The organism is Sideroxydans sp. CL21 (assembly GCF_902459525.1).
Lineage (GTDB): Bacteria > Pseudomonadota > Gammaproteobacteria > Burkholderiales > Gallionellaceae > Sideroxyarcus.
In genome coordinates, this window is sequence record NZ_LR699166.1 from 1,186,039 (window position 1) to 1,212,554 (window position 26,516).

A 26,516-nucleotide genomic window follows, 5' to 3' on the forward strand; every position below is an offset into this window, starting at 1 on the left:
ACAAAGTTGACACGAAGTCAAAACAAAAAAAGTGACGGAATCAAATTGTCGGGAGAGCAACAGGGTTGCTGCGCGGCAGAACTATTGATCCGGCACGTTTTTAACCTCATTGCCGTTCGTGCTGAGCCTGTCGAAGCACAAGAATCCATTCACATTTCGACAAGCTCAATGCGAACGGATTCTTGGATACTGCGTGCCGGATCAATAAAGGTTCATGCCTGAAATATTGTTGACGGCGCGCGCTCAGACCGTGACGGGTTTTGACTTCGCAACAAGACTGCGGACCATGTAGACAAGATAGAGCGAGATCAGGGCGGCGAAGAAACACCAGACAGAGACGTAGGCATAACCGTAGATCGTTGATGCCAGTACACTGGACAAGGCAACCAGCAAGCCGAAGATATTGATCAGCCTGTGGCTGGAGAGGAGCAGCGGCACCAGAGTGGTCAGGGCATAGAGTGCGGCAGGCGTGATCGGCAGGTGGATGGAATCGCGATAGGGCACGGAAAATTTGTAGACGATGGAATGTTCCCTTATCGCGATGTTCATCCATTCGGGATGGGAGAGCATGACGGAAAAGACCAGCGTACCGGCGAATGCGCCGAAGACCGTGCAGCCGCCAATGACCAACCTGCGGATATTCCCGGGCTCGACAACGTAGCTGCTGAGCCCCAGCCACCACAACCACAGGAAATGCGAAAAGAAATGGAACCCCAGCGCAAACGGCACCGCTGCTTGGACATTCCCCGCATCCAGTTCCTGCCATACCCGACCCTCGAATGCCTGCTGCAAACCAAAGAAAACGGGTATCAGCCCCCAAGTCCAGTATGGGGTGAGCGATCGCCTGGCTTGCTGCACGGCATATAAGCCGGTAGGTACCAGCACGGCAGCGGCGCTATAGCTGACAGTTGCGGAAAAGCACATTGAACAGAAATCTCGGCGGTAATTGCTATGCAGACGAAATAATCGAACAAAACATCAAGAGATGCAAATTTTGGAAACGTGCATTGCCGTGCGTCAGGCTTCCTTGAGCAATTCTGCCGGATAGGGTTTGCTGGGGTAGTGGAAGGGGACCGGGCCGTCTGCTTCGCCATGGAGGAATTGTCGGACAAAGGGATCTTGCGAACCGATCATCTCGCCCGTTTCGCCTTTTGCGACCACGACGCCGTCGTGGATGAAGTAGATGTAGTCGACGATCTTGAGCGACTCGGCCAGATCGTAGGTCACCACGACGGAGGAGATGCCGAGGGCGTCGTTCAGCTTGCGGATCAGGTTTGCGATGGTGCTGAGCGAGATCGGGTCGAGACCGGCAAAAGGCTCGTCGTAGATGATCATCGCGGGATCGGTGGCGGTTGCCCGCGCCATGGCCACACGGCGTTGCATGCCGCCGGAAAGTTGACTCGGCATCAGCGTGTGGACATTGCGCAGACCGACGGCCTGCAACTTCATCAATACCAGGTCGCGGATAATCTCTTCCGGCAGGTTGGTGTTTTCCCGCAACGGAAAGGCCATGTTGTCGTATACCGACAAGTCGGTGAAGAGGCCGCTGACCTGGAACATCATCCCCATCTTCAGCCGTATCTTGTATAACTCCTTGTTGCTGAGTTCATGCAGCACTTTGCCCATGAATTTCACGTTGCCCCGCGACGGATGCAACTGGCCGCTGAAGTGGCGCAGCAGGGTGGATTTGCCGCTGCCGCTGGCGCCCATGATTCCGACGACCTTGCCACGCGGAATGGTGAGGTTGATGCCCTTCAGCACCTCGCGCGTGCCATAGGAATGATGCAGGTCGTTCACTTCAAGCAGATTGTCCATAGTTCGATACAATGATTAGGCTTCCTGTCGTCATTCTCACATGGAAGTGGCCGCAATCAAAGGGGCGGCCCAAATCAATCCGCTCCGGTATTGTTTTGTCGGTGTACTGCCAAATAATAATTATAAAACTGGAGGAATCGTGGCGAAAGTTCAGCTTGAACATCGGCATGTGATACTGGGAGAGCCCCTGGCGTTTGATCTTGTCGATCAACACGGAAGAGTGTGGCTCAAATACGGCTATGTGATCAAGAGTGAAGGCCAGCTGGATAGGCTGATAGACCGGGGCGTCTTTTTCGAGGAAATAATCGACGAGTCGCAGCGGCAGCAGCGGGAGAAAGAAAACGTATCTGTCTTTCTGGGCGTCAGTGAACTGGCGGATGAGTTTCAGCAGCTATTCGACCGGAAACAGATCAATTACGGGGAAGTATTGCGTGTCGCCGAACTGATCCAGGAGTTATGCGAGCTTGATGGTGATGCGGCGCTGGCCAACATACAACTGTACAGGAACGGCCGCTATTCCCTGCGGCATTCCTTCCTCACCGCGCTGCTGACCGAGATGCTCTTGAGGCATCTGGAGCGACCGCGGGAGGTCAGGTCTCATGCCCTTGCCGGTGCGTTGACCATGAACATCGGCATGCTGGAGTTGCAGGACCTGCTGTATCAGCAGAATGTGCCGCTTACGCTCGAACAAAAGAGGGACATCATCGCTCATCCCCAAATGGCAGTCGAGGCGCTGGACAAGCAGGGCATCGATCATCCCGTCTGGCTCGAGGTCGTCGAACACCATCACGAAATGATCGACGGGTCCGGTTACCCCAAACGTCCGCCCATGAATGTGCTGAGCGTCGAATCCCAGGCCGTATCGATGGCGGATCGGTTTTGCGCAATGATTTCGGAGCGAAAATATCGCCCAGGAACGCTGTCCAATTTGGCGGCGCAGAATTTGTTGAGCCGCCAGGCAGCGACCATTGCGCCAGCCCTCGCAAATGCGTTCAGAAAAGAAGTGGGGAACTATCCGCCAGGCACCCTGGTAGCCCTGGCTAACGGTGAAGTGGCTGTGGTGATCAGGCGATTGTTGAATCCGGAGCATCCCCTGATGCGCAGCCTGAGATCGCCGAGCGGCATCCGTTATGCCGAGCCTCCGAAGCGAATAGCCAGCGGACCTGTTTTTGCCATCAAGGAAGCCGTGGATGTACAGGTGATCAAGGATTGCGATTGGGCAAGCCTGTGGCCGCGGGTGGAGCTGGAAGAGAGTAAAGATGGAGAGGCCGGTGCCGCGTGAACCGACAGAGCGGTCTGGATTCGCGCAGCCGTCCGGTTGTGTGTGGTCATCAGGTTGCCTGGCGGGGCGGCGTATCTGTCGCGCTTCCCGTGTGATGCATTGATTTATTTCGGCAGGCTCTTGGCATTGTCCTCGGCCTCATCGTCGGCGTGGCGGATCACGGTGGGCGCCACCGTAATGGTCTCGCCCTTGCGTATGCCGTAATGTTCGTTCAAAAGATGTGCGATAAGATTCGCATGGTTCTGGTCGGGGACGAGCGCCAGCGTCATGTTATCGGTTTCGGTATGCAGGCTGACGCGAAAGAAATGAGCGGGTATGCGGATGTAAGTGCGATGCATGTTGGACCTCCCTTTGATGGGCTTGTTTGTCGGCATTGATCGCTGATACACCCCATCAGTCGCAGCTCAATGGATGGGCGTTCTGCAGACTTGGTGTAACGCTACTGCCGCGCCGTCGTTTTGTAAACAAAATAAAAGATATAGACCTTTCCGGACAGGCCGGCAGCCGCAAACGGAAACTGTCGATAAATCAATCAGGACGGACCAGGATTGCTGTCTCAGTTTGATTCTTCCTTCGCCATCTCCAGTTCCAGCCAGCCTTCTTCCAGCTCCGCAACTTTTGCGGCGAGCCGCAAATGCTCGGCGTTGAGCTGGTTCACTTTCGCGCGATCCGGATTCGCATAGGTGGCGGGATCGGCGAGTTGCTGGTCGACGGCGGCGAGTTCGGCTTGCGCCGCAGCCAACGCCGTTTCGAGCTTGTTCTGTTTGGATTGCAGCGCCTTGCGGTTGGGCTTGGGCGCGTTCTGCGAGCGCGGCTTCTCAACCTGCGGTTGCGCGACGGCCTCGCGCGGGCGGCGGGTCTCGATCCAGCTCTTGTAGTCTTCGAGGTCGCCGTCGAACAGTTTGGCTTCGCCGTCGGCGACCAGCCACAGTTCGTCGGCCACGGCCCGGATCAGGCTGCGGTCGTGCGACACGATCACCACGGCGCCGGTGTATTCCTCCAGCGCGATGGTGAGCGCGTCGCGCATGTCGAGGTCGAGGTGGTTGGTGGGTTCGTCCAGCAGCAACAGGTGCGGTTTCTGCCAGGCCAGCAGCGCCAATGCGAGGCGGCTCTTTTCGCCGCCGGAGAAGCTGGCTACCGGGCGGTCTTCGCTGTCCCCGGCGAGACCGAAACGACCGAGGAAGTTGCGCAGTGCCAGTGTGGTTTCCTTGGGTGCCAGGCGTTCCATGTGTTGCAGCGGTGTGGCGGCGCTGTCGAGATTCTCCAACTGGTGCTGCGCGAAGTAGCCGATGCGGATATCGGGCGTGAACTCGAGCTTGCCGGCGGTGGGCTGCAGTTCGCCCACCAGCAGCTTGATCAGCGTCGACTTGCCCGCGCCGTTGGGGCCGAGCAGGGCGATGCGCGCACCGGCGCGCAGCACCAGCTCAACGTTTTGAAACAGCACCTTGCCGCGAGACTCGCGTAGCGAGACGTTCGCTCCCTCGCCCGCAGGAATGGAAAGTTGCCTTTCTCGTTCGCTTCCTCGCCCGCTTGCGGGAGAGGATTGAGGAGAGGGTATTCCCGGGAGAGGGTTGGGGGGAGGGGAATGGGCAGCGCTTTTGCCCTGCCCATTGTCGCCATAGGCGAAGCCCATTTTCTCGGCGCGCAGCAACAGGTCGGGGCTGCGCTCCGGCGCTTCGATTTCCAGTTCGAAATGGCCGTCGGTGACATGCACGGCGGCGATGCGCGTGATGCGGTCCAGCGCCTTGATGCGGCTTTGCGCCTGCTTGGCCTTGGTGGCCTGGGCACGGAAGCGGCGCACGAAATCTTCCAGATGGGCGATCTTCTCCTGCTGCTTGTTGAAGGCCTGGTTCTGCTGCGCGATGCGCTCGGCGCGGGCGCGCTCGAAGTCGTCGTAGTCGCCGGTGTAGGTGTCGATGGTCTGGTCGTGCACATGGGCGATGCGGTTGACGCAGGCATTGAGGAATTCGCGGTCGTGCGAGACGAGCAGGATGCTGCCGGGATAGCGCGCCAGGTATTGCTCCAGCCAGAGGATGGCTTCGAGGTCGAGGTGGTTGGTGGGTTCGTCGAGCAGCAGCAGGTCGGCGCGGTGCATCAGCGCGCGTGCCAAGTTCAGGCGCATGCGCCAGCCGCCGGAGAAGCTGGCGACGGTGCGTTCCAGTGTGTCGTTGGCGAAACCCAGTCCGTTCAGCAGTTGCGCGGCGCGCGCCTTGGCACCGTAGCCGTCGATGGCTTCATAACGGTGCTGCGCGTCGAACCATGCCGTATCGTGGTTCTCCTTTGCCAGAGTCTTCTCCAGCAGGCGCAGTTCGGTATCGCCGTCGAGCACGAATTCGAGTGCGGGCATGTCGGAGTTGGCGATCTCCTGCTCGACGTAGGCGATGGTCTTTCCGGACTGCATGGAGATCTCGCCGCCGTCCGGCTTGATCTCGCCGCGAATCAGTCGGAACAGCGTGGATTTGCCGCAGCCGTTCTTGCCGACGAGGCCGATGCGCTGGTCGGCGAAGGCCTGTAGATTCACGTTCTGGAGTAGCGGGATGCCGCCTTGCAGGTAAGTCAGGTTCTGGATATTGAGCATGGGTGCGATGATAGCAGAAGGGACGGTCTGGCTCGCTCATGGCAATGGGGCTACTATCGCGACGACATCGTGATGCAATGAAATGAAAGGGAGATAATCGGATAACTTGCTCAAACAGTTTCCTTCAGTTATCCAATCGATCACTATGCATAAAAAGACCTGGCTTAGTTGGAGCAGCGGCAAAGACAGCGCGTGGGCGCTGCACCTGCTGCGCCAGTCCGGCGAGCACGAGGTGACCGGGCTGTTCACCACCATCAATGCCGCATTCCAGCGCGTGGCCATGCATGCCGTGCGCGTTGAGTTGCTGAAGCGGCAGGCAGAGGCGGTCGGCCTGCCGTTGCATCTGATCGAGATTCCCTATCCCTGTTCCGATGAGCAATATGACTACGCGATGACTGACTTTGTGATGCTCGCCCGCAACAACGGTGTGCAATGCATGGCGTTCGGCGATCTGTATCTGCAGGATATCCGGCGCTACCGCGAAGAACGCTTGCAGGGTACCGGTATCGAGCCGATATTTCCCTTGTGGAACAAGCCGACGCGGGCATTGCTGGAAGAGATGCTGGTGAGCGGCTTGCGTGCCTGCCTCACCTGTATCGATCCTCGGGTGTTGCCTGCAGGGTTTGCCGGGCGCGAATTGACGACCGCGTTGGTGGACAGCATGCCATCCGGCATTGACCCGTGCGGAGAGAATGGAGAGTTTCACACCTTTGTCTTCGACGGACCGATGTTCGCACAGCCATTAGATATCGAGATGGGCGAGGTGCTTGAACGCGATGGATTTGTGTTTGCGGATTGCCGCTTGCGCGGTACGCCGGCGGGATGAATTGGCAGTTGGGGGGCAGTCAATGAGCAAGCAATGAATCGTTAAAAAGGCCTGTGCCTGATGGTGGTCGGTAATAAAAAGAGGGCTTGACGCCCTCTTTTTGTTTCCATGTTTTTGCCGGTACTTACTGCCTCACGATTTTCTCGCCTTCGACTTTGATCATGTCGCCCGCCATGACGCCGGGAGCCGTTGTGTAACGAATGACGCGCTCTTCACCGTTTCCCAGTTTCACGGTCACATCATAGACGTTGGTTTTTTTGATTTTTTTCTCGACCGTATTTCCGGCAAACGCTCCGCCTACCAAGCCAGCCAGCGTCGCCAGATCGCGGCCCGTACCTTGACCGACTTGATTGCCGATGATGCCGCCCGCCACCCCTCCGGCAATCACGCCCAGACCCGAGCCTTTGCCTTCCTGTTCGATTTCCTTGACGGAAACGACCACGCCACAATTGTCACAGGCGACCTTCCTTTCAGACTCTGCCGGAACGGCTTTCTCATGCGCGACGCGACCGGCTTCCGAGGCCGGTTCTCTGACGCCGTGTTCGGCTGCTTTCTCTTTTGCCAGTTCGGCTTTTACCTTGGCCGCGATCTCTTCGTCCGAAACTTTTTGCGAGCAACCGCTGAATGCCAGTATGCCGAGTAAGGACAGAATCGCGAATGCACTGCTACGTGTTGTCTTGGTATTCAAAATGGCCTCTATAAGTCATTGTTGGGATAGCGATAAATTGCAGGTGCCGAAGTTGGCTTGCAGTTGAACCTGCGGGCTCGCCCGGCACTTGCTTCGATTGGAATAGCGATTATCTGGTTAGTTCAATCTGTCCCGCGTTGATGGTAGACAGGTTGCTCCGGATTCCAGTGAGTCGATCGGATATCAACCTGAAAAAGTTTATCCGAACTGAGTGTCATTCATCCACTTTTTTGAGTTCGCATGAGCAGAGTCCATTTTATCTGCATCCAACATCCAGCGCTCATCTCTGCAACAGAAGGGCAGGATTAGCCGCGGTAAACGCAGGGTCAAGTGAAGGTGAATGGCAGAAAATCGTGGTATGTTTCCGTGAACTTTTGTCATGCAGACTATTCTCCTGCCTAGATGCAACGTGATGTTTAGAACTATTTCCGGGCTTTTCCTCCGCGTTGCCACAGTTTCATGGCTTCCATGGTTACTGTGCATCTTGCCTATGGCCAGCATGGCGTCCCCGTTGAGATTGGATGGCAACTGGTATCAAGCACCCGCCGATTGGGCTTACGATGGACGGCACATCCCGAACAATACCGAACTGACCCCTGTCGATCTTGTTTCCCATACCGGCGGACGTTTCATCTTTGAAGCTGACCTGTTGATAGACCAGCCCGGCACCCAGGTTCTGGACTTCAAGAATTCCAGCGTGATCGGCGTGTTCCGCCACTGGATATTCGATAGCAAGGGCCGACAGGTAGGTTCGGCCGAAGGGGGCATCGAGAGCGCTGCCGAGAATACATTCCTGCTGCGCCATGGAAGAGAGTTCCAACTGCCTCCGGGCCACTATCGTCTGATCACCGAAATCTCCGCGCCATTCTTTCTCGCTCATCCGCAACCTTATATCGATTCATTGGCGCATTACCGGCAGGCCATCAAGCCGGGCAATGCGCTGGTATTTCTCTGCATGGGGATACTGCTTGGCCTTGCCATCTATTATTCCGCGCTTGCTCTGGTGCGGAATAATGTCGTGGACGGGATGTATGCGCTGTTCATTCTGGGCAACCTGCTATACAACGGCACGGCACTGCTGGTCTATCCCGACCTGTTCGGCATGCACTGGTTTTACCTCATCAGCATGCCCATCCTGTTCTCCAACTGTGCCTATGCGGTGTTCGTGATCACGCTGCTGGATATCCGCCGCGACAGCAATCCGCGCCTGTATCGGCTGGGTATATGGCTGCTTGCATTGCTCGGAATTTTCGTTCTGTTGGCGTTGTTAAAACCTCACTGGTCGCTTGAGCTGGATCGCTACGGTGTGGGGCTGTTCCTGTTCTTCGGCCTGGTCTCGGGCATCGTGCGCGCGAGGCAAGGCGAAACCACCGCACGCCTGTACCTGGTTGCCATCGTCACCTTCTGCGTGCTGGGCTTTACCTCTATCGCTCTCGGCAGGCTGCCCGGCGTCTTCACTTTCTATATGGAGCATATGGGGCTGGCGGCAGTGACGGTCGAAGTGTTGCTGCTGGCACTGGTGGTCGCGCAGCAGTTTGCGCAAATGCACAGGGAAAGGGACAGTGCCCTGACGCAAGCCCGAAGAAACAGAAAGCTTGCCCAAACTGACGCATTGACCGGCTTGCCGAACCGTTACGCGCTCGAATTGGCCCTGGCGCAATTACCCGCGGAGGGAAGCCTGACCTTCATTGATCTCGACGGACTCAAGCACTATAACGACCGTTTCGGTCACGAGCGCGGCGACGAATTGCTGTGCAGCTTCTCCCGGAATCTGAAGAACCTGTTGCCGGAATGCGCCTGTCTGCATCGCCTGGGGGGTGACGAATTTGCCATCACCTGCAAGGAAGGCGACATATCCCGGACTGAGGCCCGGATCGGTGACGCGATGAATGCTCTGCATGCCGAAGGCTTCGAGTCTGCGGGCGTCAGTTTCGGCTCGGTCAGGGTGGCGGAGAATCCCGCCAAGGACAGACTGATGCGCATGGCAGACGATCGCATGTATGAGAGCAAACGTCGCGGCAAAGTACTGCAGCCATCCTGAGGGCAATCAGGGCCGGTCCCGATTTCCTTGTTCTTTCTGCCCGGTCAAGTTCGTAACGGATTTATGATGTCGTCCGCAATGGCGACTATTGGGAGTTTATATCCATGGCAAATACCAACACTCTGGCGAGGCTGCATCCACGGTCAGTCTGGGCGCACTTCGCCACGCTATGCGAGATCCCGCGATCCTCGCTGCACGAGGCGGCGTTGCGCGAACGTCTGATCGAATGGGCACAGGCACGCCACATCGCCACCCGCGTTGACGAGGCGGGCAACCTGATCCTGCAGAAGCCGGCCAGCCCCGGATGCGAGTCGATGCCCGGCGTGATCATGCAAGGCCATCTCGATATGGTGTGCCAGGCCAATGCCGGAACGCGGCACGATTTCGAGCGCGACCCGATCGACCCGCAGGTGCGCGACGGCTGGGTGGTGGCGGAGGGCACGACGCTGGGCGCGGACAACGGCATCGGCGTCGCGTTGGCGCTGGCCGCGCTTGAAGAGCCCGGTCTGGCACATCCGCCGCTGGAGGTGCTGCTCACTGTCAATGAGGAATCCGGCATGGACGGTGCGCGCGGTCTGGCGGCCGGCACGTTGCAGGGCAATACGCTGATCAATCTGGATACCGAGGAATGGGGGCATTTCTATCTGGGCTGCGCGGGCGGCGTGGATGTGGAGTTGCGCCACGATTGCGAGATGCATGCGTTGCCGCAAGACTTTGTGATTCTGCGCTTCGATGTGTCCGGGCTGCGCGGCGGACACTCCGGCATCGACATCCATCTCGGGCGCGGCAATGCAATCAAGCTGCTGGCGGAAGCGCTGCGCGACCTGTCCGCACATACCGACCTGTGCCTGATCGAACTGAATGGAGGTACGGCGCGCAATGCCATTCCGCGCGAAGCCTTTGCCGTGTGCGCGCTGCCTGTTGCCGCAGCGCTGAATATCGATGAGTGGGTGGTGCATCGGCATGAGGCCTGGCGGCAACGGTTTGCGGAGGCGGATGCGAATGTGGCGTTTTCGTGCAGAGCGGATGAGATGCCTGTGGGGAATGCCATTCATCATGCGGAACGAGATCGCCTGCTGACTTTTCTCGATATCGCCGCGAATGGCGTTTCGCGCATGAGCGACGACTTCCCAGGTGTGGTCGACACGTCGGACAACCTGGGGGTGGCGCGGCTGGCGCATGGCGCATTCCATGCCACCTTCAAGGTGCGCTCGCTGCACGACGGACGGGCGGATGCGCTGGCCGACAAGCTGATCGCACATGCCGCCGGTTATGCGCTGCGTGCCTGGAAGGACGGTATGTATCCGGGTTGGACGCCGAATCCGTCGTCAAAACTGCTCGGGTTGTGCCAGCAGGTCTATATCGCGCAATTTGGCCAGCCCGCCAGCCTGCAGGTGATTCATGCCGGACTGGAATGCGGCCTGCTCGCCGCCAGCCATCCGTATCTGGACATGATCTCCTTCGGCCCCGACATCCAGGGCGCCCACGCCCCCGGCGAATGCGTTGAGATAGAATCCGTCGGGCGTTGCTGGCAGTTGCTCAAGGCAGTGTTGCAGGCACTCGCATCAAGATCGGGCGGCTGTTCCGAATAATCGCTACGAATCACTTTATGCTGAATACCTTGATGCAGAACCTGTGGACATGGACGCGCTGGGGATGCGACGGGATAGAGTCGCATTCTTTCCGGCGCAAGATATTTCATGTCGATGTGGCTGCGCTTATGGCGATCATTTCGATGGCTCTTTTCGCCGTGCCCAATGCGCTGACGGAAAATTCGGCCCTGATCATGTGTGAGATAACCCGCAATTGTCGACAGCTGCCTGAGCAGTCAATGGCAGTTCCATACCGGAATAGGATTTTCGATGGGGCAATCCATGCCTGATCATGGCTGCATGATTCGTCTCGACCAGGCGCTGAAAGCTTGGGGAACTCCCGATTTTCCCGAGGTGCTCAAGCAGGAGCTTGTGCAATTGGGCGCGGGCCGACTGCCGTTGCAGCAGGGCTTGTCCATCGGCAACTATGTGGCAGACGCGCCGATCTCCGTCGTGATCAACCGTATTTCCGGGATGGGCGATGTCATTTGCGTCACGGCAGGGATATTTTTCAAGGGCGTGATCGGCGGATGCAGCTGCACTGACGATCCCACCCCCGCAAGCGATATCAATGAGTATTGCGAACTGCAGCTGGAGATCGCCGGAACCGGTGTGGCGACGGCGATTGTGCTGGAGCCTGACGGTGGCTGGAGTGGCTTGCCTTGAAGCGTTGTATCGGCCATTCCGGGCGTTATCCCTGTCTGCAAGTCTGGTATCGAGGCCAAGTGCAGTAAAATTTCTGGGGCAGGAGTGCAACAGTTTCACGAATACCCCCACCAGCCTTCTGTACAATGGCGGACTTGCCTAAAGCCAACCGAATACTGTCGTTTTGTAACATTCATTGAACCGGAGTCCATTTTTTTATGAAAGCACCCATTTCTCTACGCGAAGTTCCCCAGTCCAACATCTTTCGCAAAGGCGATGTCTTTGTGTTGTTCGGCGAGCTGTTCGGACGCGGCTATGCCAATGGTTTGATCAACGAGGCGCGCAAGGCCGGCATGACTATCGTCGGTGTCACCGTGGGCCGTCGCGATGAGAACAATGCGCTGCGCGCGCTGACTGCCGAGGAGCTGGCGACCGCAGAAGCGAATCTGGGCGGGCGCATCATCAATGTGCCGCTGATGGCGGGCTTCGATCTGGATGCCCCCGCGGGTGAGCCTACCCCGACCGATCTGCTGGCCGATATGACGCTCAAGAGCTGGCAGGATGACAAGCTGGACTGGGCACATATTGAAAAATGCCGCGCGGTGGGCGTGAAGCGCTTCAAGGATTCCGTGGCCAGGGTGATGACCGAGCTGGATGGCATGATCCCGGACGGCAGCAATGCTTTCTTTGCCCATACCATGGCGGGCGGCATCCCCAAGGTGAAAGTGTTCCTGGCTATCGCCAACCGCATCTATAAAGGCCGCGGTGAACGCTTCCTGTCGTCCGGCGCCCTGCTCGACAGCGATCTGGGCAAGCTGATCATGATGAATTTCGACGAGGTCACCGCGAACACTTTCCAGCATCTGATCGAAGGCAGCGCGGCGATCCGCGCGCGTCTCGAAAAGGCAGGCGGCCAGGTGCGTTACTCGGCCTACGGTTATCACGGCACCGAGATACTCATCGATGACCGGTACCAGTGGCAGACCTACACCAACTATACCCAGGGCAAGGCGAAGATGCGCCTCGAGCGTATCGCCGAAGATGCCTGGAAGCAGGGCGTCAAGGCCACGGTCTACAACTGCCCGGAGATACGCACCAACTCTTCCGATATTTTTGTGGGCGTGGAGCTCTCGCTGTTCCCGTTGCTCAAGGCATTGAAGAAGGAAAACGGCGGCGCCTGGGCTGAAGCGCAATGGCAAGCCTGTCGCGATGTGCTGCAGGAAGGACATACGCTGGAAAGCTTGTTGCAGAAGATCGATGCCTACAATGCCAGCGATGTGATGAAAGGATTCCGCAACTTCGAGGCCTGGCCCATGCCGAACTCGGCCGAACTGGCCGAGGTGATGATAGGCACGTCGGACGAGATCACGAAGATGCACAAGAGCCGCGATGCGTTGGTGACCGATGTGCTGAGTTCCCTGGTGCTGGAAGGTACCGGCCCGTTGATGTTCCATGAGTCATCCAATCCGGCCGCGCCCGTGCTGTGGCTGAACCACGACGTGATTGCAAAACAGCTCAATTCAATGCATCGGTGAAATTCTGCGGATGTGCCCGGAACGGCTTCGAGACGGGCTTGGTCGGGAGGTTTCTGCATGGATGAAACGAGGAATGGAATGAATAAATTACATTTCCTGGCTGGGTTACTGTTTTTGTCGGGCTGCGCGAATTCCTCTGTCGAGCAGTCAAAAACTCCCTGGGAGGCGCTCAAGCAAGAGACTCGCCAATGTTTGTCGGATGTCAAAAACGACAGGGAACTCCAAAGCATCGCGAACAAGGTCACGTTAGGCAGTACTTATGACCGGGATGTGTACTTTGAATTGTCGGGTATCAAGGATATGCCCACTGCGGAAGAAAAAATTGCCATCAGGAAATGGGTGGCCGAACTCGAACCTTGCTACAAGCTCAAAGCCGAAAGCTATACCTACGAACCGGCAAGCATAGCCAAGTGGTCTGCAGCGACGGATCGCGAACAGCAATCGCTGTTGTCTGAGTTCTCACGGGGCAATCTCAGCTATGGCCAGTTAGCGGTAAAGCGCCTTGAGATCGATACGAAATACCGGGGCGAGATCACGCGCGCCGTATCTGCCGACTATAAACGTCCGGAAAACATGCCGCAGGAAAAAGACAGCGTAATGCCGAAAACCCAATCAGACTCTTCTTCTTGCGGATGGGAAGGCGCGCAGTGGGTTTGCCGCTCACTTTAGAAATGCAGTTACCGGCTTTGAGCAGAAAATAATATGCGGAGTGGCTATTCGAAGCTGTCTCGATTTCCTCCGCAGTTTCAAAGATGAATATTATTTGACACCATGAATCTGGACGCACGCACACTGTTGTTTTCGCTGATTTTGACCAATGCCTTTATGGTGGTGAGTCTGTTCGTTGCAGCTTCGAGCAAGGATGAAGATGAGAAACAGGATGGCATCGCCAAATGGGCGGTCGCAATACTGCTGCAAACACTGACCTGGATTTTGATCGCTGCACGGGGAGGTATCCCGGACGCATTCTCTATTGTTGTCGCCAATGGTTTTCTGTCCGGCAGTTATGCCCTGATGCTGGCGGCTGTCGGTGAGTTTCAGCAGCGAACGGTTCAGCGCTGGAAGTATTTTGTGCCCATCGCTCTGACACTGCTGGTCTCAGCGATCCTGATCAATGACATACATGCGCGCTTCATTTGGGGCGGCATGGTCTATATCTTCCAGCTGTTGCTGTTTGCCCATACCCTGCTGACCGCTCAGGAATCACATACCGGTCGTGCCTGGAAGCTGCTGATCAGCGGGATCGCAGTCGTCATAGTGGTGCTGTTGCTGCGTGCCATTGTCGCGATGTCCGGCCAGGTCATTTTGGCGCAGCCCGGTGCCAACGATGCACCACACTGGATCCAGATTGTTTCCTTTGTGGCCCTGATGGGTTCCTCGCTGCTTGGCTCGATCGGTTTTCTGCTGATGGTGAAGGAGCGCACGGATCGGGAAGTCTTGCATTTGGCGATGACCGACAGCCTTACCGGGGTGCCCAACCGGCGTGCCCTGATGGACTATGCCGAGCGGGCGCTGGCTCAACGTAGTGGCCGGTCCATGGCTTTGCTGATGATTGATGTCGACCACTTCAAACGTATCAACGATACCCGCGGTCATCCGGCGGGGGATGAGGCGCTGCGCCAGATCTCCCGTCTGCTGTCGAAGCGTTTGCGCGGCGGTGACTTGCTGGGCCGCTATGGTGGCGAGGAGTTTTGCGTGGTGGCTCCGGATACCGATGCTGACGGCGCGCTGACATTGGCAGAATCCCTGCGGGCCGCCCTTGAATCCGCAGAGATGACAACCGCGAGCGGGAAGATTTCTGTCACGGTGAGTATCGGAGTCGCTCTTTCCGCCGCCAATGCCGAACGGGAACTGAAAGATATTCTGGCTGAAGCCGATGTTGCGCTTTATTCCGCCAAAAAGGGTGGGCGCAATCAGGTGGTCTGCTTCAGCTAAAGTGTGCAGTGCCGCATTTAAATTGACAGGAGCAGGCATGAAAAGAAAACATCATCCTTTTTGCCGAGACCATTTTGCCGGGAACCTGCAGTGACTTTGTCTGAGTCAATTCGTTTGGTTATTTTCGCGGCATTGGTTGGGATCGCAAATCCTGCTTGCGTCGAGGCGGCGACTTGCCCGCCTGCAGTTGAGCAACCTACTCCCGAAATGGTCCGGGCCGCCATGCACAATGCTCGCGACCACGGTTTTTTGTGGCGCATCAGCAAGGACGGGCGCACCTCATATCTCTACGGCACCATGCATGTCGGCAAGTTCGACTGGACGTTTCCCGGACCCCATGTGGCAAAGGCTTTGCGCGCAACCGATACGCTGGCACTTGAGCTCGATTTTCTGGATCCGGATATCCGCAATCGTGTGAACAAGGGTATGGCGACGCAACGCGTAATGGCGTTGCCTGCGCAACTGGAAAAGCGCTTGCGGGAACAGGCCGAGGCTGTGTGCATTCCCTACGATGCGCTTGCCAGGTTGACACCCGAGTTTCAAATTGCAACCCTGACTCTGATGGTGGGCCGCTGGGACGGGCTCGACGCATCGTACGCGATCGATGCCATTCTGGCGGGGATAGGGCACGGTGCGAAGAAAGAGGTGGTGTCGCTGGAGACGCCCGAATCGCAACTGCAACTATTGCAAATGCAGGATGAGCAGGAAACCGTCACTTTCGTTCGGGAAAGTCTGGACGAATTGGAAACGGGGCGCGAGCGCAAACTGCTCAAGCGTTTGTCACGTGTGTGGGCCGCTGCGGATTATCCGGAAATGGAACACTACAGCGAGTGGTGCGATTGCATGAATACCGAAAATGAACGCGAATTGATGAAGCGCATTCTGGATGACCGCAATCCCAAACTGGCGGATCGCATCGATGCGTTACACATGGGCGGCAAAAGGGTATTTGCCGCAGTCGGCAGCTTGCATATGTTCGGTGCGACAGGGTTGCCTATGTTGATGTCTAAGCATGGTTATGTAGTGGAGCGTATTGAATTAAAATCGCAGTGACATGTGCATGACTGCGATTTCCAAACTAGAATCACGCCATTGAAAAAATCCCGGGGACTGTGGAATGAATCTGGCCGAGTTGTTTCGTCATGAGACCGATTTGGAATCGCTGTATGCGGGACAGACTTTGTTCAATGAAGGAGAGAAGGGGCATTTGATGTATATACTCATGTCGGGCACGGCCATGATCTTCGTGCGCGACAAGCTGGTGGAAACTGCGGAAGCAGGTGCCATCGTGGGCGAGATGGCGATGATCGATGACGCGACTCGCACGGCAACGGTGATCGCAAAGACGGATTGCAGGTTTCTGCCCATCGAGCGTAATCGTTTCAATTTCCTGATACAACAGACCCCGAATTTCGCCTTGCATGTCATGAGAGTGATCGCCGACCGTTTGCGCAAGGCGGATGCGATTTTGTGACTGCACGAAACCAAATGAAGAACGCGTTACCAAAGAATCGAGGAACAAGATGAAAGTGACACCGGAAATGGTCAAGAATTACATCCAGCAGGGGCTGGACTGCGAACACATCCATGTTGACGGCGATGGCCGTCATTTCGAGGCTGTGATCGTGAGCAAGGAATTTGCAGGCTTGGGGATGCTGAAACAGCATCAGCTTGTCTACAAAGTTTTGGGAGACAGGATGGGGCCGATACACGCCCTGTCGATGAAGACCCTGACACCGGAGCAGTGGGCCAATCAGGCCTAATTATTTTAGGAGAAGAACATGGATGAAAAAACAATCGCACTGGAAAAGATCAGGAAAACCGTTACCGAAAACCCCATCGTGCTTTATATGAAGGGTACGCCGCAGTTCCCTCAATGCGGGTTCTCCGGGCGCGCGGCACAGGTGCTCAAGGCTTGCGGGGTGGACAGGTATGTCGCGGTGAATGTGCTGGCAGACCAGGAGGTATTCGACAACCTGAGGTTCTATGCCGATTTTCCGACTTTCCCCCAGCTTTACATCAATGGCGAATTGATTGGCGGTTCCGACATCATGGTGGGACTGTATGAGCAGGGTGAGCTGCAGAAACTGATCGAGACAGCCACTGCTCATTAGCCGGGGCGGGTTTGCTCTTCCGTACTTGCCGAGTCAGCACCTGATGATATGATAAGGGCGACCCTCCGGGGTTGCTTGCAGTTGAAGCCTCATATCCATTTCAAGGAATGACATGATGCAGTCCGGCCCGCGTGAAATCGTCACCCCTTTCCGGTCTATCCCTCTGGCAATTCCGGAGGGCATGAAGCACAACGAGTTTTTCAACAGCACCGAAAACCTGAACGATCTGGCGAACAACAACGGTTTGCTGGTGAACTCCGAAAACCTGTTGCTGTATCGCAAGGCGCTCGGGCACAGCACAGAGTTCGATTGTTCTATCATCTACAACACTTCCAAAACGATACTGAATCCGCTGGGTCGCCCTGTGCGGCGCACCCAGGTTGCGGAGAATGTGAAGCATGTCTGGAACCGGATGAATCAGATCATCATCGATTACATGCTGGAACAATATCCCGACCCGGACGAGGCACTGATCCTGGCGGGTGAAGCGAGTCTGGACGCGACGTGGCCGCTGACTTCTCCCGGCGTACCGAGTATCCGCATGCTGCACAACCACTTTGTCGTTTTCTCCAAAGATACACTGCGCAAGGCCAAACCGGCCGATGCGGACAATCCCAACCTGACCGACGGCGGGCAGCACAGCCTGTTTCAAGCTTACATGCGCGATGTGTATCGCGAATTTTTCGACAGGGCGCTGAGCCTGAAAATCCTCAAGCCCGCCAGTGAATCCGATGCCCGTATCGGGCTGACCGGATATCCGCAGGGTTTACCCAGCTGGGAGATACAGGGCGGGGCAGCAGCACTCGGAGACGTGCATTTCTGGAAAGAATACGACGAGGTGCTGAAAGGCTTCATCGATTTCTACCGCACCTTCTTCTCGCAGGTTTCCACGCGCAATGCCTCCATGCTGACCGATGTGTATTTTCCGGAGGAAGTCGAAAGCGTGCTGCTGTTCAACAATGATTTCATGAAGACGGCGAAGAAAGTGCGCGACCTTTGTATTGTGGATGCGAAATATGCCAATGCCATACGCTGGCAACCCGCCTTCAAGCAGCTGATCTATCGCAACGACGCTGGCAAGCTGATCGTCACCATCAGCCAGAACTCCATCGGCAATGCGATCACCGAGTTGCTCGGCGTCGTGGTGAATCGCATTCCCGATGCAGAGGCTTATTCACTGCATGAACCCGCCCTTATCGGACGCTTGCTTGAGGTGCGCCGCCGTCTGATCGAGGCCGATCTGGGCGAAGGGATAGCAACTGATTACTGGCCGAAGGAATAAGCGGACCCATTGAACGGTCGATATCCGGATATTCGGGGCAGCAGTAGCTCAGACTTCATCTGGCAGGCATCGTCCAGATCAAGTCTGGACTACTACATTTCATGCGGTTGCAGGCGCTTTCAAAACTACCCTCTCCACCTCTACGCTTTCATTCCCGTCGCTCAGCCATACTTGCCCGTCCTGAATCGTGCATTGCAATTGCATCGTGCGCTGCGCGAGTTTGGCGATGGCGCGCGTAGTTTCTACTGGCAGATTGATCACGGTGAGATTCTTGAGTCGTTCAAACTGGTTGCTATTCTGCGCAAACCACATATCGGCGATGCGTCCTCCATACGTGTAAACGATTACCTGGTTGGAGCGTCCGCAGGCTTTGCGAATCAGCTTCTCATCGGGCAGTCCCACGTCGATCCATAACTCAATCGCACCGGTCAAATCCTTTAGCCACAAGTCCGCCTCATCATCGGCTGTCATGCCTTGGCCGAACTCCAGATATTCATGTGCGTGCAGAGCAAAGGCCAGCAAACGGACCATAAGTCGTTCATCGGTTTCCGAAGGATGTCTAGCCAAGGTTAGCGCGTGATCCTGATAATAGTGACGCTCCATATCCGCTATTTGCAGATTGGCTTTGAAGATGGTTGCCTTGATTGCCATAAATTTTCCTGATTGTTTGCTGCGTGGAAATAGTGCGGGCTGACTGATGCAGGCAGTCGATCCATGCGCGGAGATGGGATTTTTTTTATTCTGTTTTTTGAATTCGCCGGATGATAACCAGAGAGAGGTGATGGAGCAACATTGCATAAATTCATTTGTGCTCAAGAAGTTGCCATTTGTGCCGTTATGTACCTGCATTGCATGATGATCTCACGGTCAAAATGATCAAGTGGGACTTTGATATGGATACGTCAATTCAGGTAGTGCGTCGCATTGCAGTCCTGGATGCGGCATCAGTTTTTTTGCGAAACATGGAATGTTTCGTTTTTGAAAATGAATAAGGAATAGTCATGAATCACAAGAGCGGTCTCACACTCAAGGCGCGACTTTACATTTTGCTCGGCAGCATGTTGCTGGGGCTCCTGCTGCTTGGCGGGTATTCAGTGTTCAATTTGCGCTCGCACATCATGGAAGAAAAGAAGCAGGCACTCCAGGCACTCGTGGAAGCCGGCATGGGGGTCATCCAGCAACAATATGATCTGTTCAAGGCGGGCAAGCTCACGGAGGAGGAAGCACAGCGCCTCGCCAAGGATAATTTGCGCAAGAGCCGATACCACAACGGCTCAGACTACTTGTTCATTTACGATATGAATGGCTTCAATGTCATGCTTGCCGCGAAGCCCGAACTTGAGGGGCAGAGCAGGATAGATGCCAAGGATCCAACAGGGAAGTACTACATCAAGGAATGGGTAGAGCTGCTCAAGAAGAGTGACAGTGCCTACATGGACTACATGTTCCCCAAGCCGGGTTCGAATGATCCGATCCCGAAGGTGGCTTACGCCAAAGTGTTCCAGCCCTGGGGCTGGTGGTTGGCGACGGGAGTGTACATTGAGGATGTGGATGAAGAGTTCAGGCAGGCGGCGCTGAAGTCTATCCTGTTCTTTGGAGTGATCGCAGTCATCCTTGGCACGTTGGGCTGGACGATCAACCGCAGTGTGCAACGCCAGATCGGCGGGGAACCCGCCGTGGCCGCGGAGCAGGCAGAAGGATTCGCCAGTGGCGACCTGACGCGGCGCATCGTCTCTTCCAGCGACCAGCCGGGCAACCTGCTGGCAACCCTGGGGACGATGCAGGACAGGCTGGCCGGTATTGTGCGCAGCATACTCGCCAGCACCGAGGTGCTGGCCAAAGAATCCAAAGAATTGTCGGTGGCCGCCAACGAGATCAGTCTGGCCACGCGCAACCAGGCCGAATCCAGTGCAGCCACGGCTGCGGCAATTGAAGAGCTCACCGTCAGCATCAACGAAGTGTCGGAGATTGCCCTGACGACGGAAGCGAATTCGCGCGAGACGGCCGATCTGGCCGGCAGGGGCGGCGATGTCGTGCGCCAGGCCGCGGACAAGATCGAGCATATCGCAGCCTCCGTTCATGACTCCACTGGGCGTATCCAGTCCCTGGTTGACCGCTCGCAGGAGATTGGGAAGATCACCCAGGTCATCAAGGAGATCGCGGACCAGACCAACCTGCTGGCCTTGAATGCCGCCATCGAAGCGGCGCGGGCAGGCGAACAAGGCCGGGGATTTGCGGTGGTTGCGGACGAAGTCAGGAAACTGGCGGAGCGGACTTCACAGGCGACTGCCGAAATCTCCAAGATGGTCGACGCCATCCGGACGGATACCCAGCAGACGGTGGTTGCGATGGAAAGTGCAACGCCGCTGGTCAAACAGGGGCAGGAGCTGGCGCTGCAGGCGACCGGCTTGCTCGACGACATCCAGCGTCAGGCGACCGATTCGCTGTCCAAGGCGCGGGAGGTGGCGAATGCCACCAAGGCACAGGCGGTCACGGCCAACGAGATCGCAGGCCATGTCGAGAGCATCGCCACCATGACCGAGCAGACCAATGCCGCCACCCAAAGCAACGCGGCGGCAGCGGATCAGTTGAATGTGCTGGCCGGAAAACTCAAGGAAGATATGGCTTACTTCAAGGTTTGACCCTGCGACGATCGGGTAGGCGTGATGTCGCGATTGTCCATGCAAGACCTGAGACAGTCTGGTAAACCATAAAAAAGTCGGACGGATGGTCGCCTGTTGGTGCGCCAGGCATGGGCGATCCTGGAGGTGGAAGTCCTCTCGAACTTGGTGTTGCCATGCGCCAATGGCAAATCCGGGTTAATCACTGGCGCCAACAATCCCGATGGTCTATGCAGGTCTATATACCTGCCTATATCTTCTTTCTGCTGTTCAGATGCCAACCTCTAACTTAGTATTGGGATATCAGTTCAACAATCGGTTTTGCCAGTATTGAGCGATCAAACATGAGGGTAATGCCCCGGCATAAATTGCGACTTAACTGCAAGGATTGATCTCAATGAAACAGGAAGATGAAGACCGTCTGATTTTCACGACCATCCTTGATACACCTCAATTCAAGCGGGACCATGAGCGGGTGACGCAGTTGCTGAAAGAAGATATTCTGCGTTCAAGGTTCAACCGCGAGCGAGCCGAACAACTTTTCCTTTTTATGATCGACAATTGCGTACACCGATACTCCAGGAGTATCGGTAAAGATTTGGCGCTATTGGTTCCCAAAGCAATCAGATATACCTTGGCGAATGAATATGCAGAAGTTTTCATTCGATCGAATGGAAACATCGAAAATCAGCGGCCAGCACGGCGCGGCCTGCTTTCGTACATCATAGGCAAATAAGCAGCCCGGTATCTGCTTTTCATTGCGATGTTATTTTGCGGCAGTGCGTGGTGTAACCATCTGTTTGCACCCAGTTGGTTTGGCTTCATGGAAATCACATGGGCCTTCATGCGGATAATCAACTTCCCACAGGAAGCCAGAATTCGAATCGTGGATTTCTAACTATTGCAGATTGCCATCGCAAAAATTCCACAAATCAGGATGTAACTCATTCCTGAACTTCAACAGGTTTAAATGTGCCGGAGTAACGGTCGGATACCCGTACTCAAGGAAGCTTCCTTGTATTGCATAGTGATGGACGCATCCTTTGGTCTAGTGTTCCTGCTTTACCGCTTAACTGTAGCGGGGACTGGCCACGCCAATTCGATGGCGCCCAAGTACACAAGGCAGGTGCGAAACGCGGATGTCCATTCAAGGCTGCGGATATACCACGCGCCCTGGCACTCGTCAGTAGCCAGTCCCGAAGCTGCTATCATGCTTGCCGGTGGAGGGTATTTCAAATGGCAGCAAAAAAAATAGGTCGTTTCACGATCATTCGCGAACTGGGCAGGGGAGCACAAGGGGCGGTCTATCTCGCCCATGATCCGCAGTTGGAGCGCCAGGTGGCTATCAAGACACTGCGTCCCGGTTCGACCCGGACTGAAAGATTGCTGCGCGAGGCACGCATCGTCAGCAAATTGCAGCATGCCAACATTGTGCCCTTGTACGATGCCGGTGAACATGAGGGAGAAACCTATCTGGTCTGCTCCTATGTTGAAGGCGGTACGCTGGCGAAGATGCTGGAGGAAGGCGCATTGCCCCCGGTGAAGTCCGCGGAAATTGCCTGCCATTTGCTGGATGCACTCGAATATGCCCATCAGCAAGGCGTGATGCACCTCGATATCAAACCTGCCAACATCATGATCGGACACCGGGGCCAGCCGATGCTGATGGACTTCGGCATCGCCCGGCTGATCCAAGCGCAGAGTGAGGTTGACCAGGAGGTGGTCGGCACTCCGCAATATATGGCACCGGAGAGCATCAGCAATGCAGGGGTGGATGCCGGCTCGGATCTGTATTCGCTCGGCATCGTGCTGTATGAGATGGTCACAGGGGTCGCCGCCTTCAAGGGCGAGAATGTGATGCAGGTGCTGAACCGCGTCGCACACGAGCCTGTGGTCGCTCCTTCGGCCCACAATGCCGAAGTGGGTGGGCAATTGGAAGCCATCATTCTGAAGTCGGTCGGGAAGCGCAAGGAAGACCGCTATCCGGATGCGGCTGGCATGCGTGCCGCACTGAAGGAATATCTGGGCGGGAACGGCGAGGCCGCTGCCAACGATAGCCACAGCACGCTGGATTTCCTGTTGCGCCGCATGCGCAACAAGAGCGATTTTCCCGCGCTGTCCAGCATCATCACCGAGATCAACCGGATCGTGGCTTCGGAGTCGGATAGCGCGAACAAGCTGGCGCGCGTGATCCTGCAGGACTTCGCGCTGACCAACAAATTGTTGCGCTTGGTCAACACGGTTTCGTATGGCCAGTTCGGCGGCAACATCAGCACGATTTCCAAGGCCGTTGTGATCATGGGCTTCGAGACGGTGCGCAACATCGCAATGTCGCTGATCATGCTCGAATTCATGCAAAACAAATCGCTGGCACATCAGCTCAAGGACGAGGTGATCGCCGCATTCTTTGCCGGTGTAGTGGCGACGCAGCTGGCCGTGGGGCGCAATATCCGCGATGCCGAGGAGCTGATGATTTGTGCAATGTTCCAGAATCTCGGGCGGATGCTGGTGACCTACTATTTCTTTGAAGAAAGCCAGGAGATCGCGAGGCTCATCGAGCAGGGACTGACGGAAGACCAGTCTGCGATCAAGGTGCTGGGGCTGACCTGTAACGAGATCGGAACAGGAGTTGCCAGTAGCTGGAGCTTCCCGAAGCGGCTGCTTGACGGCATGGAGAAACTGCCGCAAAGCGAACCGGTGAAGAAACCCAGGACCGAGGCAGAGCACATGAAAGCCACGGTGAATATGGCGAACGAATTGTGCATGATCGCTGCAACGACCGCGACCCAGGAGAAATCCCTTGCATTGAACAGGCTCCGCTTGCGCTATCAGGATGCCCTCGATATTTCCGAGCGCAAGCTGAATGAAGCGCTGGAAAGCGGGCTGAAGGAACTGTCGCGGCGGGCGATGACGCTGGAGATTAATACGGCGCGCAGTCCGCTGGTAAAAAAGGTGCATCAATGGAGCGGGCTGCCTGTCGAGCAGCAGACTGTCGCAAACAGGGAGTCTGCCGAAGGGATGAGCGGTGTGCATGGCATCGAATCGGTTCTGGATACAGGTTCGAAGGATATGGCATCGGTCAGGCCCGATCCCGAGACCGTCATGGGGGCCGGCATCCAGGATGTGACCAATTCGCTGGTGGAGGATTTTAAACTCAACGATGTGTTGCTGATGGTGCTGGAGACTATCTATCGAGGCCTCGGATTCAAACGGGCGATCATTTGCATCCGCGATAACAAGCTCAATGCCATGGTGGCGCGCATGGGGCTTGGAGAAGGGGTAGATGATGTCATTCCGCGTTTCCGGTTCAACCTGGCATTCGAATCGGATGTGTTCCACCTTGCAATCGAGAAGGGCGTGGACATTGTCATTGAGGACCTGAGGGCAGACAGCATCGCAAACAAGATCCCGGGCTGGTATCGGGAATTGCTCGATGCGCAGAGCTTTATCCTGTTGCCTGTCGTCATCAACAAGAAAACCATAGGCCTGTTTTATGCGGACATGCAGCAAGCCAATAGCCTGAAACTTTCCGAACGCCAGTTGTCACTGTTGCGGACCCTGCGCAATCAGGCGGTATTGGCAATCAAACAAAAAATGTAGAGATCGGCGTCCATGCTTGTGCTGCGGGCAACCCGGGAGCGGTGTCGCGGCCTGTTTGTCCGCAGGTATAATGCACCCCTTTGTTTGCGGCCATATTTCGCAATTTCGCATAATTTCTTTTTCTGGAGTCGTCTTGTTCAAGCTGATCGGTGTCATCGCGGGTTCTATCCTTTCCGGGTTTTGGGGTGCTTTGTTCGGCTTCTTCATCGGGTCATTCATTGATCGCGTGCGTGCCTATGGCTCCGGCGGCATGAATCCGTTGCAGAATGCGCTGCGTCAGGCAGTGTTCCTGGAGACGGTGTTCATCTCGATGGGAAAGCTGGCCAAGGCTGACGGGCATGTGTCCCAGGATGAGATCGACCATGTCGAGCAATTCATGCGAAAACTGGGCATGACTGCGGAGCATCGGTTGCGGGCGATAGCCTTGTTCAAGCAGGGAGCCGATCCTGCATTCGATATCGCGCCGACTTATGCCAGATTCATGAGTGTGTGCGGGCACACGAAGAACCTGAAAGATGTGCTACTGGTGTATCTCATTGTGATGGCTCTGGCGGACGGGCATGTCCATCCGGCGGAAGAGGCGCTGCTGATCGATATCGCTGGACGTCTGGGCTACGGACGTGACACCTTCAAGCAGATGATGGATATGGTGCTGAACCAGGGCCATTTTGCCGGTGGACAGGTCACTACTGCCGCAGCGCTGGACGATGCCTACAAGGCCCTGGGGGTGAACAAAGAAAGTACTGATGCTGAAATCAAACGCGCTTATCGCAAGCTGATGAGTCAATATCACCCGGACAAATTGATGGGGCAGGGCCTGCCGGAAGACATGATCGCGATGGCAACCGAGCAGGCAAAGGAAATTCAGGTCGCCTACGACATGATCAAGAAAAGCAGGAATATTTAAGCCGCCGGAAGCGCGGGCACAGGGTAATTATTATTGTAAATTCCCCTTTGCCCACCCGGGATTTATCTTCGGGCAAATGAATAAGATTCATTTTGCGATGCAATATCCACCTGCAGATTCCCGAATTTATTTATTTTAATCTGCGCGGGTTGCGGAGTTCTGTCTGCCATCATGTAGATGCCGGCGCCCGTCTCGGGATTGAAGAGCATCTTGATATCGTCCATCTGTCCTTTTTCCTTGCCCTTGGGCGCGCTGCTGAAGAATGCAACCATATGGGCGCCTGATTTGTACATTTTCAAATCATAGTTTTCGTTGTACCAGATACCGGACATCGGACTGGAAGACGTCTCTTTGTAGTCTGAACTTTTCTTTTCCCACAGGGGCGGAACATGGTTGACGTTTTTCAGATAAAGACCGTTCTGCTCATAGCGATCATAGTTCACGGGGATCATGGTCGTCGTTGTCCCGTAACTGTTAGTGGTGCCGTAGAAAGGGGTGCCTCCGTTGTAACCGCTGATGTAAGACGTATCCGAGGTGGGGGTACTCATGGGCACAAAGGATGTTCGAGTCCCTTTGAATTGCGAAGTGGCCACAAACACATCCGTGCCGATCGATTTGGCAAACTCAATGGACGCCCTGGGATCTTCGTACGAACCGGTAAATCCTGATTTGCCGATGATCAGAAAGTCGCTGAAAAGCAGCTCGTAAATATTATGAATATCGACATTGCGGTATTCAAAGACCATGACATTCGTCGTTGCAGGATATTTTGTAGGCGAAGATTGCTGAAAAGTCTGCTGATGCTCTAGTCCCGCGCAACCTGCCAACGAAGCCAACACCAGCAATATGATTAGTTTCTTCATTTTGTACTTCTCCTTTTGGTTGTTTGGAGCGTCCTGTATGAACTCAATCGGATATCAACATAAATTAGAGTGTATACAGTACGCAAAAATCCCGACTCCGTGCAATAAACTTTTTGCTTTATGCTTTGATACATCTTCGTTGGCATTGCACTGCCGGAGAATCACCTTTTAGAATCAATATGAAGGCGGTGG

General features: G+C 55.7%; 25 protein-coding genes. 18 read left to right on the forward strand and 7 right to left on the reverse strand.

Going from position 1 to position 26,516, the window contains the following annotated elements; genetic code table 11:
• Positions 1-243: 243 nt before the first annotated feature.
• Together QOY30_RS05645 and QOY30_RS05650 are read right to left on the reverse strand one after the other, a co-directional pair.
• Complete coding sequence (locus QOY30_RS05645; protein ID WP_283743658.1) at positions 244-924, reverse strand: DUF6629 family protein; 681 nt, start codon at positions 922-924, stop codon at positions 244-246.
• A gap of 93 nt (positions 925-1,017) precedes the next feature.
• Entirely contained in the window at positions 1,018-1,815 is a 798-nt protein-coding gene (locus QOY30_RS05650) for an ABC transporter ATP-binding protein (protein ID WP_283746033.1), read from the reverse strand.
• A gap of 139 nt (positions 1,816-1,954) precedes the next feature.
• Between QOY30_RS05650 and QOY30_RS05655 the strand changes: the two genes are divergently transcribed.
• Entirely contained in the window at positions 1,955-3,097 is a 1,143-nt protein-coding gene (locus tag QOY30_RS05655; RefSeq protein ID WP_283743659.1) for an HD-GYP domain-containing protein, read from the forward strand.
• A 104-nt stretch (positions 3,098-3,201) separates the two neighbouring features.
• Here QOY30_RS05655 and QOY30_RS05660 read toward each other — a convergent pair whose 3' ends face one another.
• Positions 3,202-3,435: a hypothetical protein gene (locus QOY30_RS05660; RefSeq protein WP_283743660.1), complete on the reverse strand. Its 234-nt coding sequence runs from the start codon at positions 3,433-3,435 to the stop codon at positions 3,202-3,204.
• Positions 3,436-3,653: 218 nt separating this feature from the next.
• Positions 3,654-5,675 carry an ABC-F family ATP-binding cassette domain-containing protein gene (locus tag QOY30_RS05665; protein ID WP_283743661.1) on the reverse strand — a complete coding sequence of 674 codons (2,022 nt, stop codon included), beginning with the start codon at positions 5,673-5,675 and terminating at the stop codon, positions 3,654-3,656.
• Positions 5,676-5,820: 145 nt separating this feature from the next.
• Here QOY30_RS05665 and QOY30_RS05670 point away from each other — a divergent pair, with 145 nt between their 5' ends.
• Complete coding sequence (locus QOY30_RS05670) at positions 5,821-6,501, forward strand: Dph6-related ATP pyrophosphatase (RefSeq protein ID WP_283743662.1); 681 nt, start codon at positions 5,821-5,823, stop codon at positions 6,499-6,501.
• A 124-nt stretch (positions 6,502-6,625) separates the two neighbouring features.
• Here the strand turns inward: QOY30_RS05670 and QOY30_RS05675 are convergent, their stop codons facing one another.
• Positions 6,626-7,189, reverse strand: coding sequence for an outer membrane lipoprotein (locus QOY30_RS05675; RefSeq protein ID WP_283743663.1), 564 nt, complete (start codon positions 7,187-7,189; stop codon positions 6,626-6,628).
• Between the two features lie 490 nt (positions 7,190-7,679).
• Here QOY30_RS05675 and QOY30_RS05680 point away from each other — a divergent pair, with 490 nt between their 5' ends.
• The 12 genes from QOY30_RS05680 to QOY30_RS05735 all read left to right on the forward strand — a co-directional run bounded on the left by QOY30_RS05680 (position 7,680) and on the right by QOY30_RS05735 (position 18,333).
• The gene (locus QOY30_RS05680; RefSeq protein ID WP_283743664.1) at positions 7,680-9,230 is read left to right on the forward strand and encodes a sensor domain-containing diguanylate cyclase; all 1,551 of its coding nucleotides are present in this window, start codon (positions 7,680-7,682) and stop codon (positions 9,228-9,230) included.
• 104 nt (positions 9,231-9,334) lie between these two features.
• Positions 9,335-10,822 carry an aminoacyl-histidine dipeptidase gene (locus tag QOY30_RS05685; RefSeq protein ID WP_283743665.1) on the forward strand — a complete coding sequence of 496 codons (1,488 nt, stop codon included), beginning with the start codon at positions 9,335-9,337 and terminating at the stop codon, positions 10,820-10,822.
• Between the two features lie 17 nt (positions 10,823-10,839).
• Complete coding sequence (locus QOY30_RS05690) at positions 10,840-11,112, forward strand: hypothetical protein (RefSeq protein WP_283743666.1); 273 nt, start codon at positions 10,840-10,842, stop codon at positions 11,110-11,112.
• Complete coding sequence (locus tag QOY30_RS05695; RefSeq protein WP_283743667.1) at positions 11,105-11,488, forward strand: hypothetical protein; 384 nt, start codon at positions 11,105-11,107, stop codon at positions 11,486-11,488. The genes QOY30_RS05690 and QOY30_RS05695 overlap by 8 nt, the downstream gene beginning before the upstream one ends.
• A gap of 197 nt (positions 11,489-11,685) precedes the next feature.
• Positions 11,686-13,002, forward strand: a complete 1,317-nt coding sequence (locus QOY30_RS05700) for an enoyl ACP reductase FabMG family protein (protein ID WP_283743668.1) — start codon at positions 11,686-11,688, stop codon at positions 13,000-13,002.
• 57 nt (positions 13,003-13,059) lie between these two features.
• The gene (locus tag QOY30_RS05705; protein ID WP_283743669.1) at positions 13,060-13,671 is read left to right on the forward strand and encodes a hypothetical protein; all 612 of its coding nucleotides are present in this window, start codon (positions 13,060-13,062) and stop codon (positions 13,669-13,671) included.
• A 102-nt stretch (positions 13,672-13,773) separates the two neighbouring features.
• The gene (locus QOY30_RS05710) at positions 13,774-14,937 is read left to right on the forward strand and encodes a GGDEF domain-containing protein (RefSeq protein WP_283743670.1); all 1,164 of its coding nucleotides are present in this window, start codon (positions 13,774-13,776) and stop codon (positions 14,935-14,937) included.
• A gap of 96 nt (positions 14,938-15,033) precedes the next feature.
• The gene (locus QOY30_RS05715; protein ID WP_283743671.1) at positions 15,034-15,990 is read left to right on the forward strand and encodes a TraB/GumN family protein; all 957 of its coding nucleotides are present in this window, start codon (positions 15,034-15,036) and stop codon (positions 15,988-15,990) included.
• 64 nt (positions 15,991-16,054) lie between these two features.
• Entirely contained in the window at positions 16,055-16,411 is a 357-nt protein-coding gene (locus tag QOY30_RS05720) for a cyclic nucleotide-binding domain-containing protein (protein ID WP_283743672.1), read from the forward strand.
• Between the two features lie 49 nt (positions 16,412-16,460).
• Positions 16,461-16,700 carry a BolA family protein gene (locus QOY30_RS05725; RefSeq protein WP_283743673.1) on the forward strand — a complete coding sequence of 80 codons (240 nt, stop codon included), beginning with the start codon at positions 16,461-16,463 and terminating at the stop codon, positions 16,698-16,700.
• A gap of 18 nt (positions 16,701-16,718) precedes the next feature.
• Positions 16,719-17,051, forward strand: a complete 333-nt coding sequence (grxD, locus tag QOY30_RS05730) for a Grx4 family monothiol glutaredoxin (RefSeq protein ID WP_283743674.1) — start codon at positions 16,719-16,721, stop codon at positions 17,049-17,051.
• A gap of 112 nt (positions 17,052-17,163) precedes the next feature.
• A complete protein-coding gene (locus QOY30_RS05735; RefSeq protein WP_283743675.1) occupies positions 17,164-18,333 on the forward strand; it encodes a hypothetical protein in 1,170 nt (389 codons plus the stop codon).
• Between the two features lie 99 nt (positions 18,334-18,432).
• Here QOY30_RS05735 and QOY30_RS05740 read toward each other — a convergent pair whose 3' ends face one another.
• Complete coding sequence (locus tag QOY30_RS05740) at positions 18,433-18,984, reverse strand: YaeQ family protein (protein WP_283746034.1); 552 nt, start codon at positions 18,982-18,984, stop codon at positions 18,433-18,435.
• A gap of 350 nt (positions 18,985-19,334) precedes the next feature.
• Here QOY30_RS05740 and QOY30_RS05745 point away from each other — a divergent pair, with 350 nt between their 5' ends.
• From QOY30_RS05745 to djlA, 4 genes are all read left to right on the forward strand, one after another.
• Positions 19,335-20,975 carry a methyl-accepting chemotaxis protein gene (locus tag QOY30_RS05745; RefSeq protein ID WP_283743676.1) on the forward strand — a complete coding sequence of 547 codons (1,641 nt, stop codon included), beginning with the start codon at positions 19,335-19,337 and terminating at the stop codon, positions 20,973-20,975.
• A gap of 376 nt (positions 20,976-21,351) precedes the next feature.
• On the forward strand, positions 21,352-21,690 hold the full coding sequence (locus QOY30_RS05750; RefSeq protein ID WP_283743677.1) for a hypothetical protein: 339 nt from the start codon (positions 21,352-21,354) through the stop codon (positions 21,688-21,690).
• 500 nt (positions 21,691-22,190) lie between these two features.
• Entirely contained in the window at positions 22,191-24,554 is a 2,364-nt protein-coding gene (locus tag QOY30_RS05755) for a serine/threonine protein kinase (protein ID WP_283743678.1), read from the forward strand.
• A gap of 133 nt (positions 24,555-24,687) precedes the next feature.
• On the forward strand, positions 24,688-25,461 hold the full coding sequence (djlA, locus tag QOY30_RS05760; RefSeq protein ID WP_349496680.1) for a co-chaperone DjlA: 774 nt from the start codon (positions 24,688-24,690) through the stop codon (positions 25,459-25,461).
• Between the two features lie 62 nt (positions 25,462-25,523).
• Here djlA and QOY30_RS05765 read toward each other — a convergent pair whose 3' ends face one another.
• Entirely contained in the window at positions 25,524-26,306 is a 783-nt protein-coding gene (locus QOY30_RS05765) for a hypothetical protein (RefSeq protein ID WP_283743680.1), read from the reverse strand.
• Positions 26,307-26,516 lie beyond the last annotated feature (210 nt).

What these genes read in the sequence shown, in the direction of transcription:
- QOY30_RS05720 (WP_283743672.1), top strand. Translation starts at nt 16,055, where the DNA reads ATGAATCTGGCCGAGTTGTTTCGTCATGAGACCGATTTGGAATCGCTG.
- QOY30_RS05685 (WP_283743665.1), top strand. Translation starts at nt 9,335, where the DNA reads ATGGCAAATACCAACACTCTGGCGAGGCTGCATCCACGGTCAGTCTGG.
- QOY30_RS05710 (WP_283743670.1), top strand. Translation starts at nt 13,774, where the DNA reads ATGAATCTGGACGCACGCACACTGTTGTTTTCGCTGATTTTGACCAAT.
- QOY30_RS05650 (WP_283746033.1), bottom strand. Translation starts at nt 1,815, where the DNA reads ATGGACAATCTGCTTGAAGTGAACGACCTGCATCATTCCTATGGCACG.
- QOY30_RS05665 (WP_283743661.1), bottom strand. Translation starts at nt 5,675, where the DNA reads ATGCTCAATATCCAGAACCTGACTTACCTGCAAGGCGGCATCCCGCTA.
- QOY30_RS05740 (WP_283746034.1), bottom strand. Translation starts at nt 18,984, where the DNA reads ATGGCAATCAAGGCAACCATCTTCAAAGCCAATCTGCAAATAGCGGAT.
- QOY30_RS05735 (WP_283743675.1), top strand. Translation starts at nt 17,164, where the DNA reads ATGATGCAGTCCGGCCCGCGTGAAATCGTCACCCCTTTCCGGTCTATC.
- QOY30_RS05725 (WP_283743673.1), top strand. Translation starts at nt 16,461, where the DNA reads ATGAAAGTGACACCGGAAATGGTCAAGAATTACATCCAGCAGGGGCTG.
- QOY30_RS05645 (WP_283743658.1), bottom strand. Translation starts at nt 924, where the DNA reads ATGTGCTTTTCCGCAACTGTCAGCTATAGCGCCGCTGCCGTGCTGGTA.
- QOY30_RS05750 (WP_283743677.1), top strand. Translation starts at nt 21,352, where the DNA reads ATGAAACAGGAAGATGAAGACCGTCTGATTTTCACGACCATCCTTGAT.
- grxD (WP_283743674.1), top strand. Translation starts at nt 16,719, where the DNA reads ATGGATGAAAAAACAATCGCACTGGAAAAGATCAGGAAAACCGTTACC.
- QOY30_RS05755 (WP_283743678.1), top strand. Translation starts at nt 22,191, where the DNA reads ATGGCAGCAAAAAAAATAGGTCGTTTCACGATCATTCGCGAACTGGGC.
- QOY30_RS05695 (WP_283743667.1), top strand. Translation starts at nt 11,105, where the DNA reads ATGCCTGATCATGGCTGCATGATTCGTCTCGACCAGGCGCTGAAAGCT.
- QOY30_RS05705 (WP_283743669.1), top strand. Translation starts at nt 13,060, where the DNA reads ATGGATGAAACGAGGAATGGAATGAATAAATTACATTTCCTGGCTGGG.
- QOY30_RS05700 (WP_283743668.1), top strand. Translation starts at nt 11,686, where the DNA reads ATGAAAGCACCCATTTCTCTACGCGAAGTTCCCCAGTCCAACATCTTT.
- QOY30_RS05690 (WP_283743666.1), top strand. Translation starts at nt 10,840, where the DNA reads ATGCTGAATACCTTGATGCAGAACCTGTGGACATGGACGCGCTGGGGA.
- QOY30_RS05745 (WP_283743676.1), top strand. Translation starts at nt 19,335, where the DNA reads ATGAATCACAAGAGCGGTCTCACACTCAAGGCGCGACTTTACATTTTG.
- QOY30_RS05660 (WP_283743660.1), bottom strand. Translation starts at nt 3,435, where the DNA reads ATGCATCGCACTTACATCCGCATACCCGCTCATTTCTTTCGCGTCAGC.
- QOY30_RS05680 (WP_283743664.1), top strand. Translation starts at nt 7,680, where the DNA reads ATGGCCAGCATGGCGTCCCCGTTGAGATTGGATGGCAACTGGTATCAA.
- QOY30_RS05670 (WP_283743662.1), top strand. Translation starts at nt 5,821, where the DNA reads ATGCATAAAAAGACCTGGCTTAGTTGGAGCAGCGGCAAAGACAGCGCG.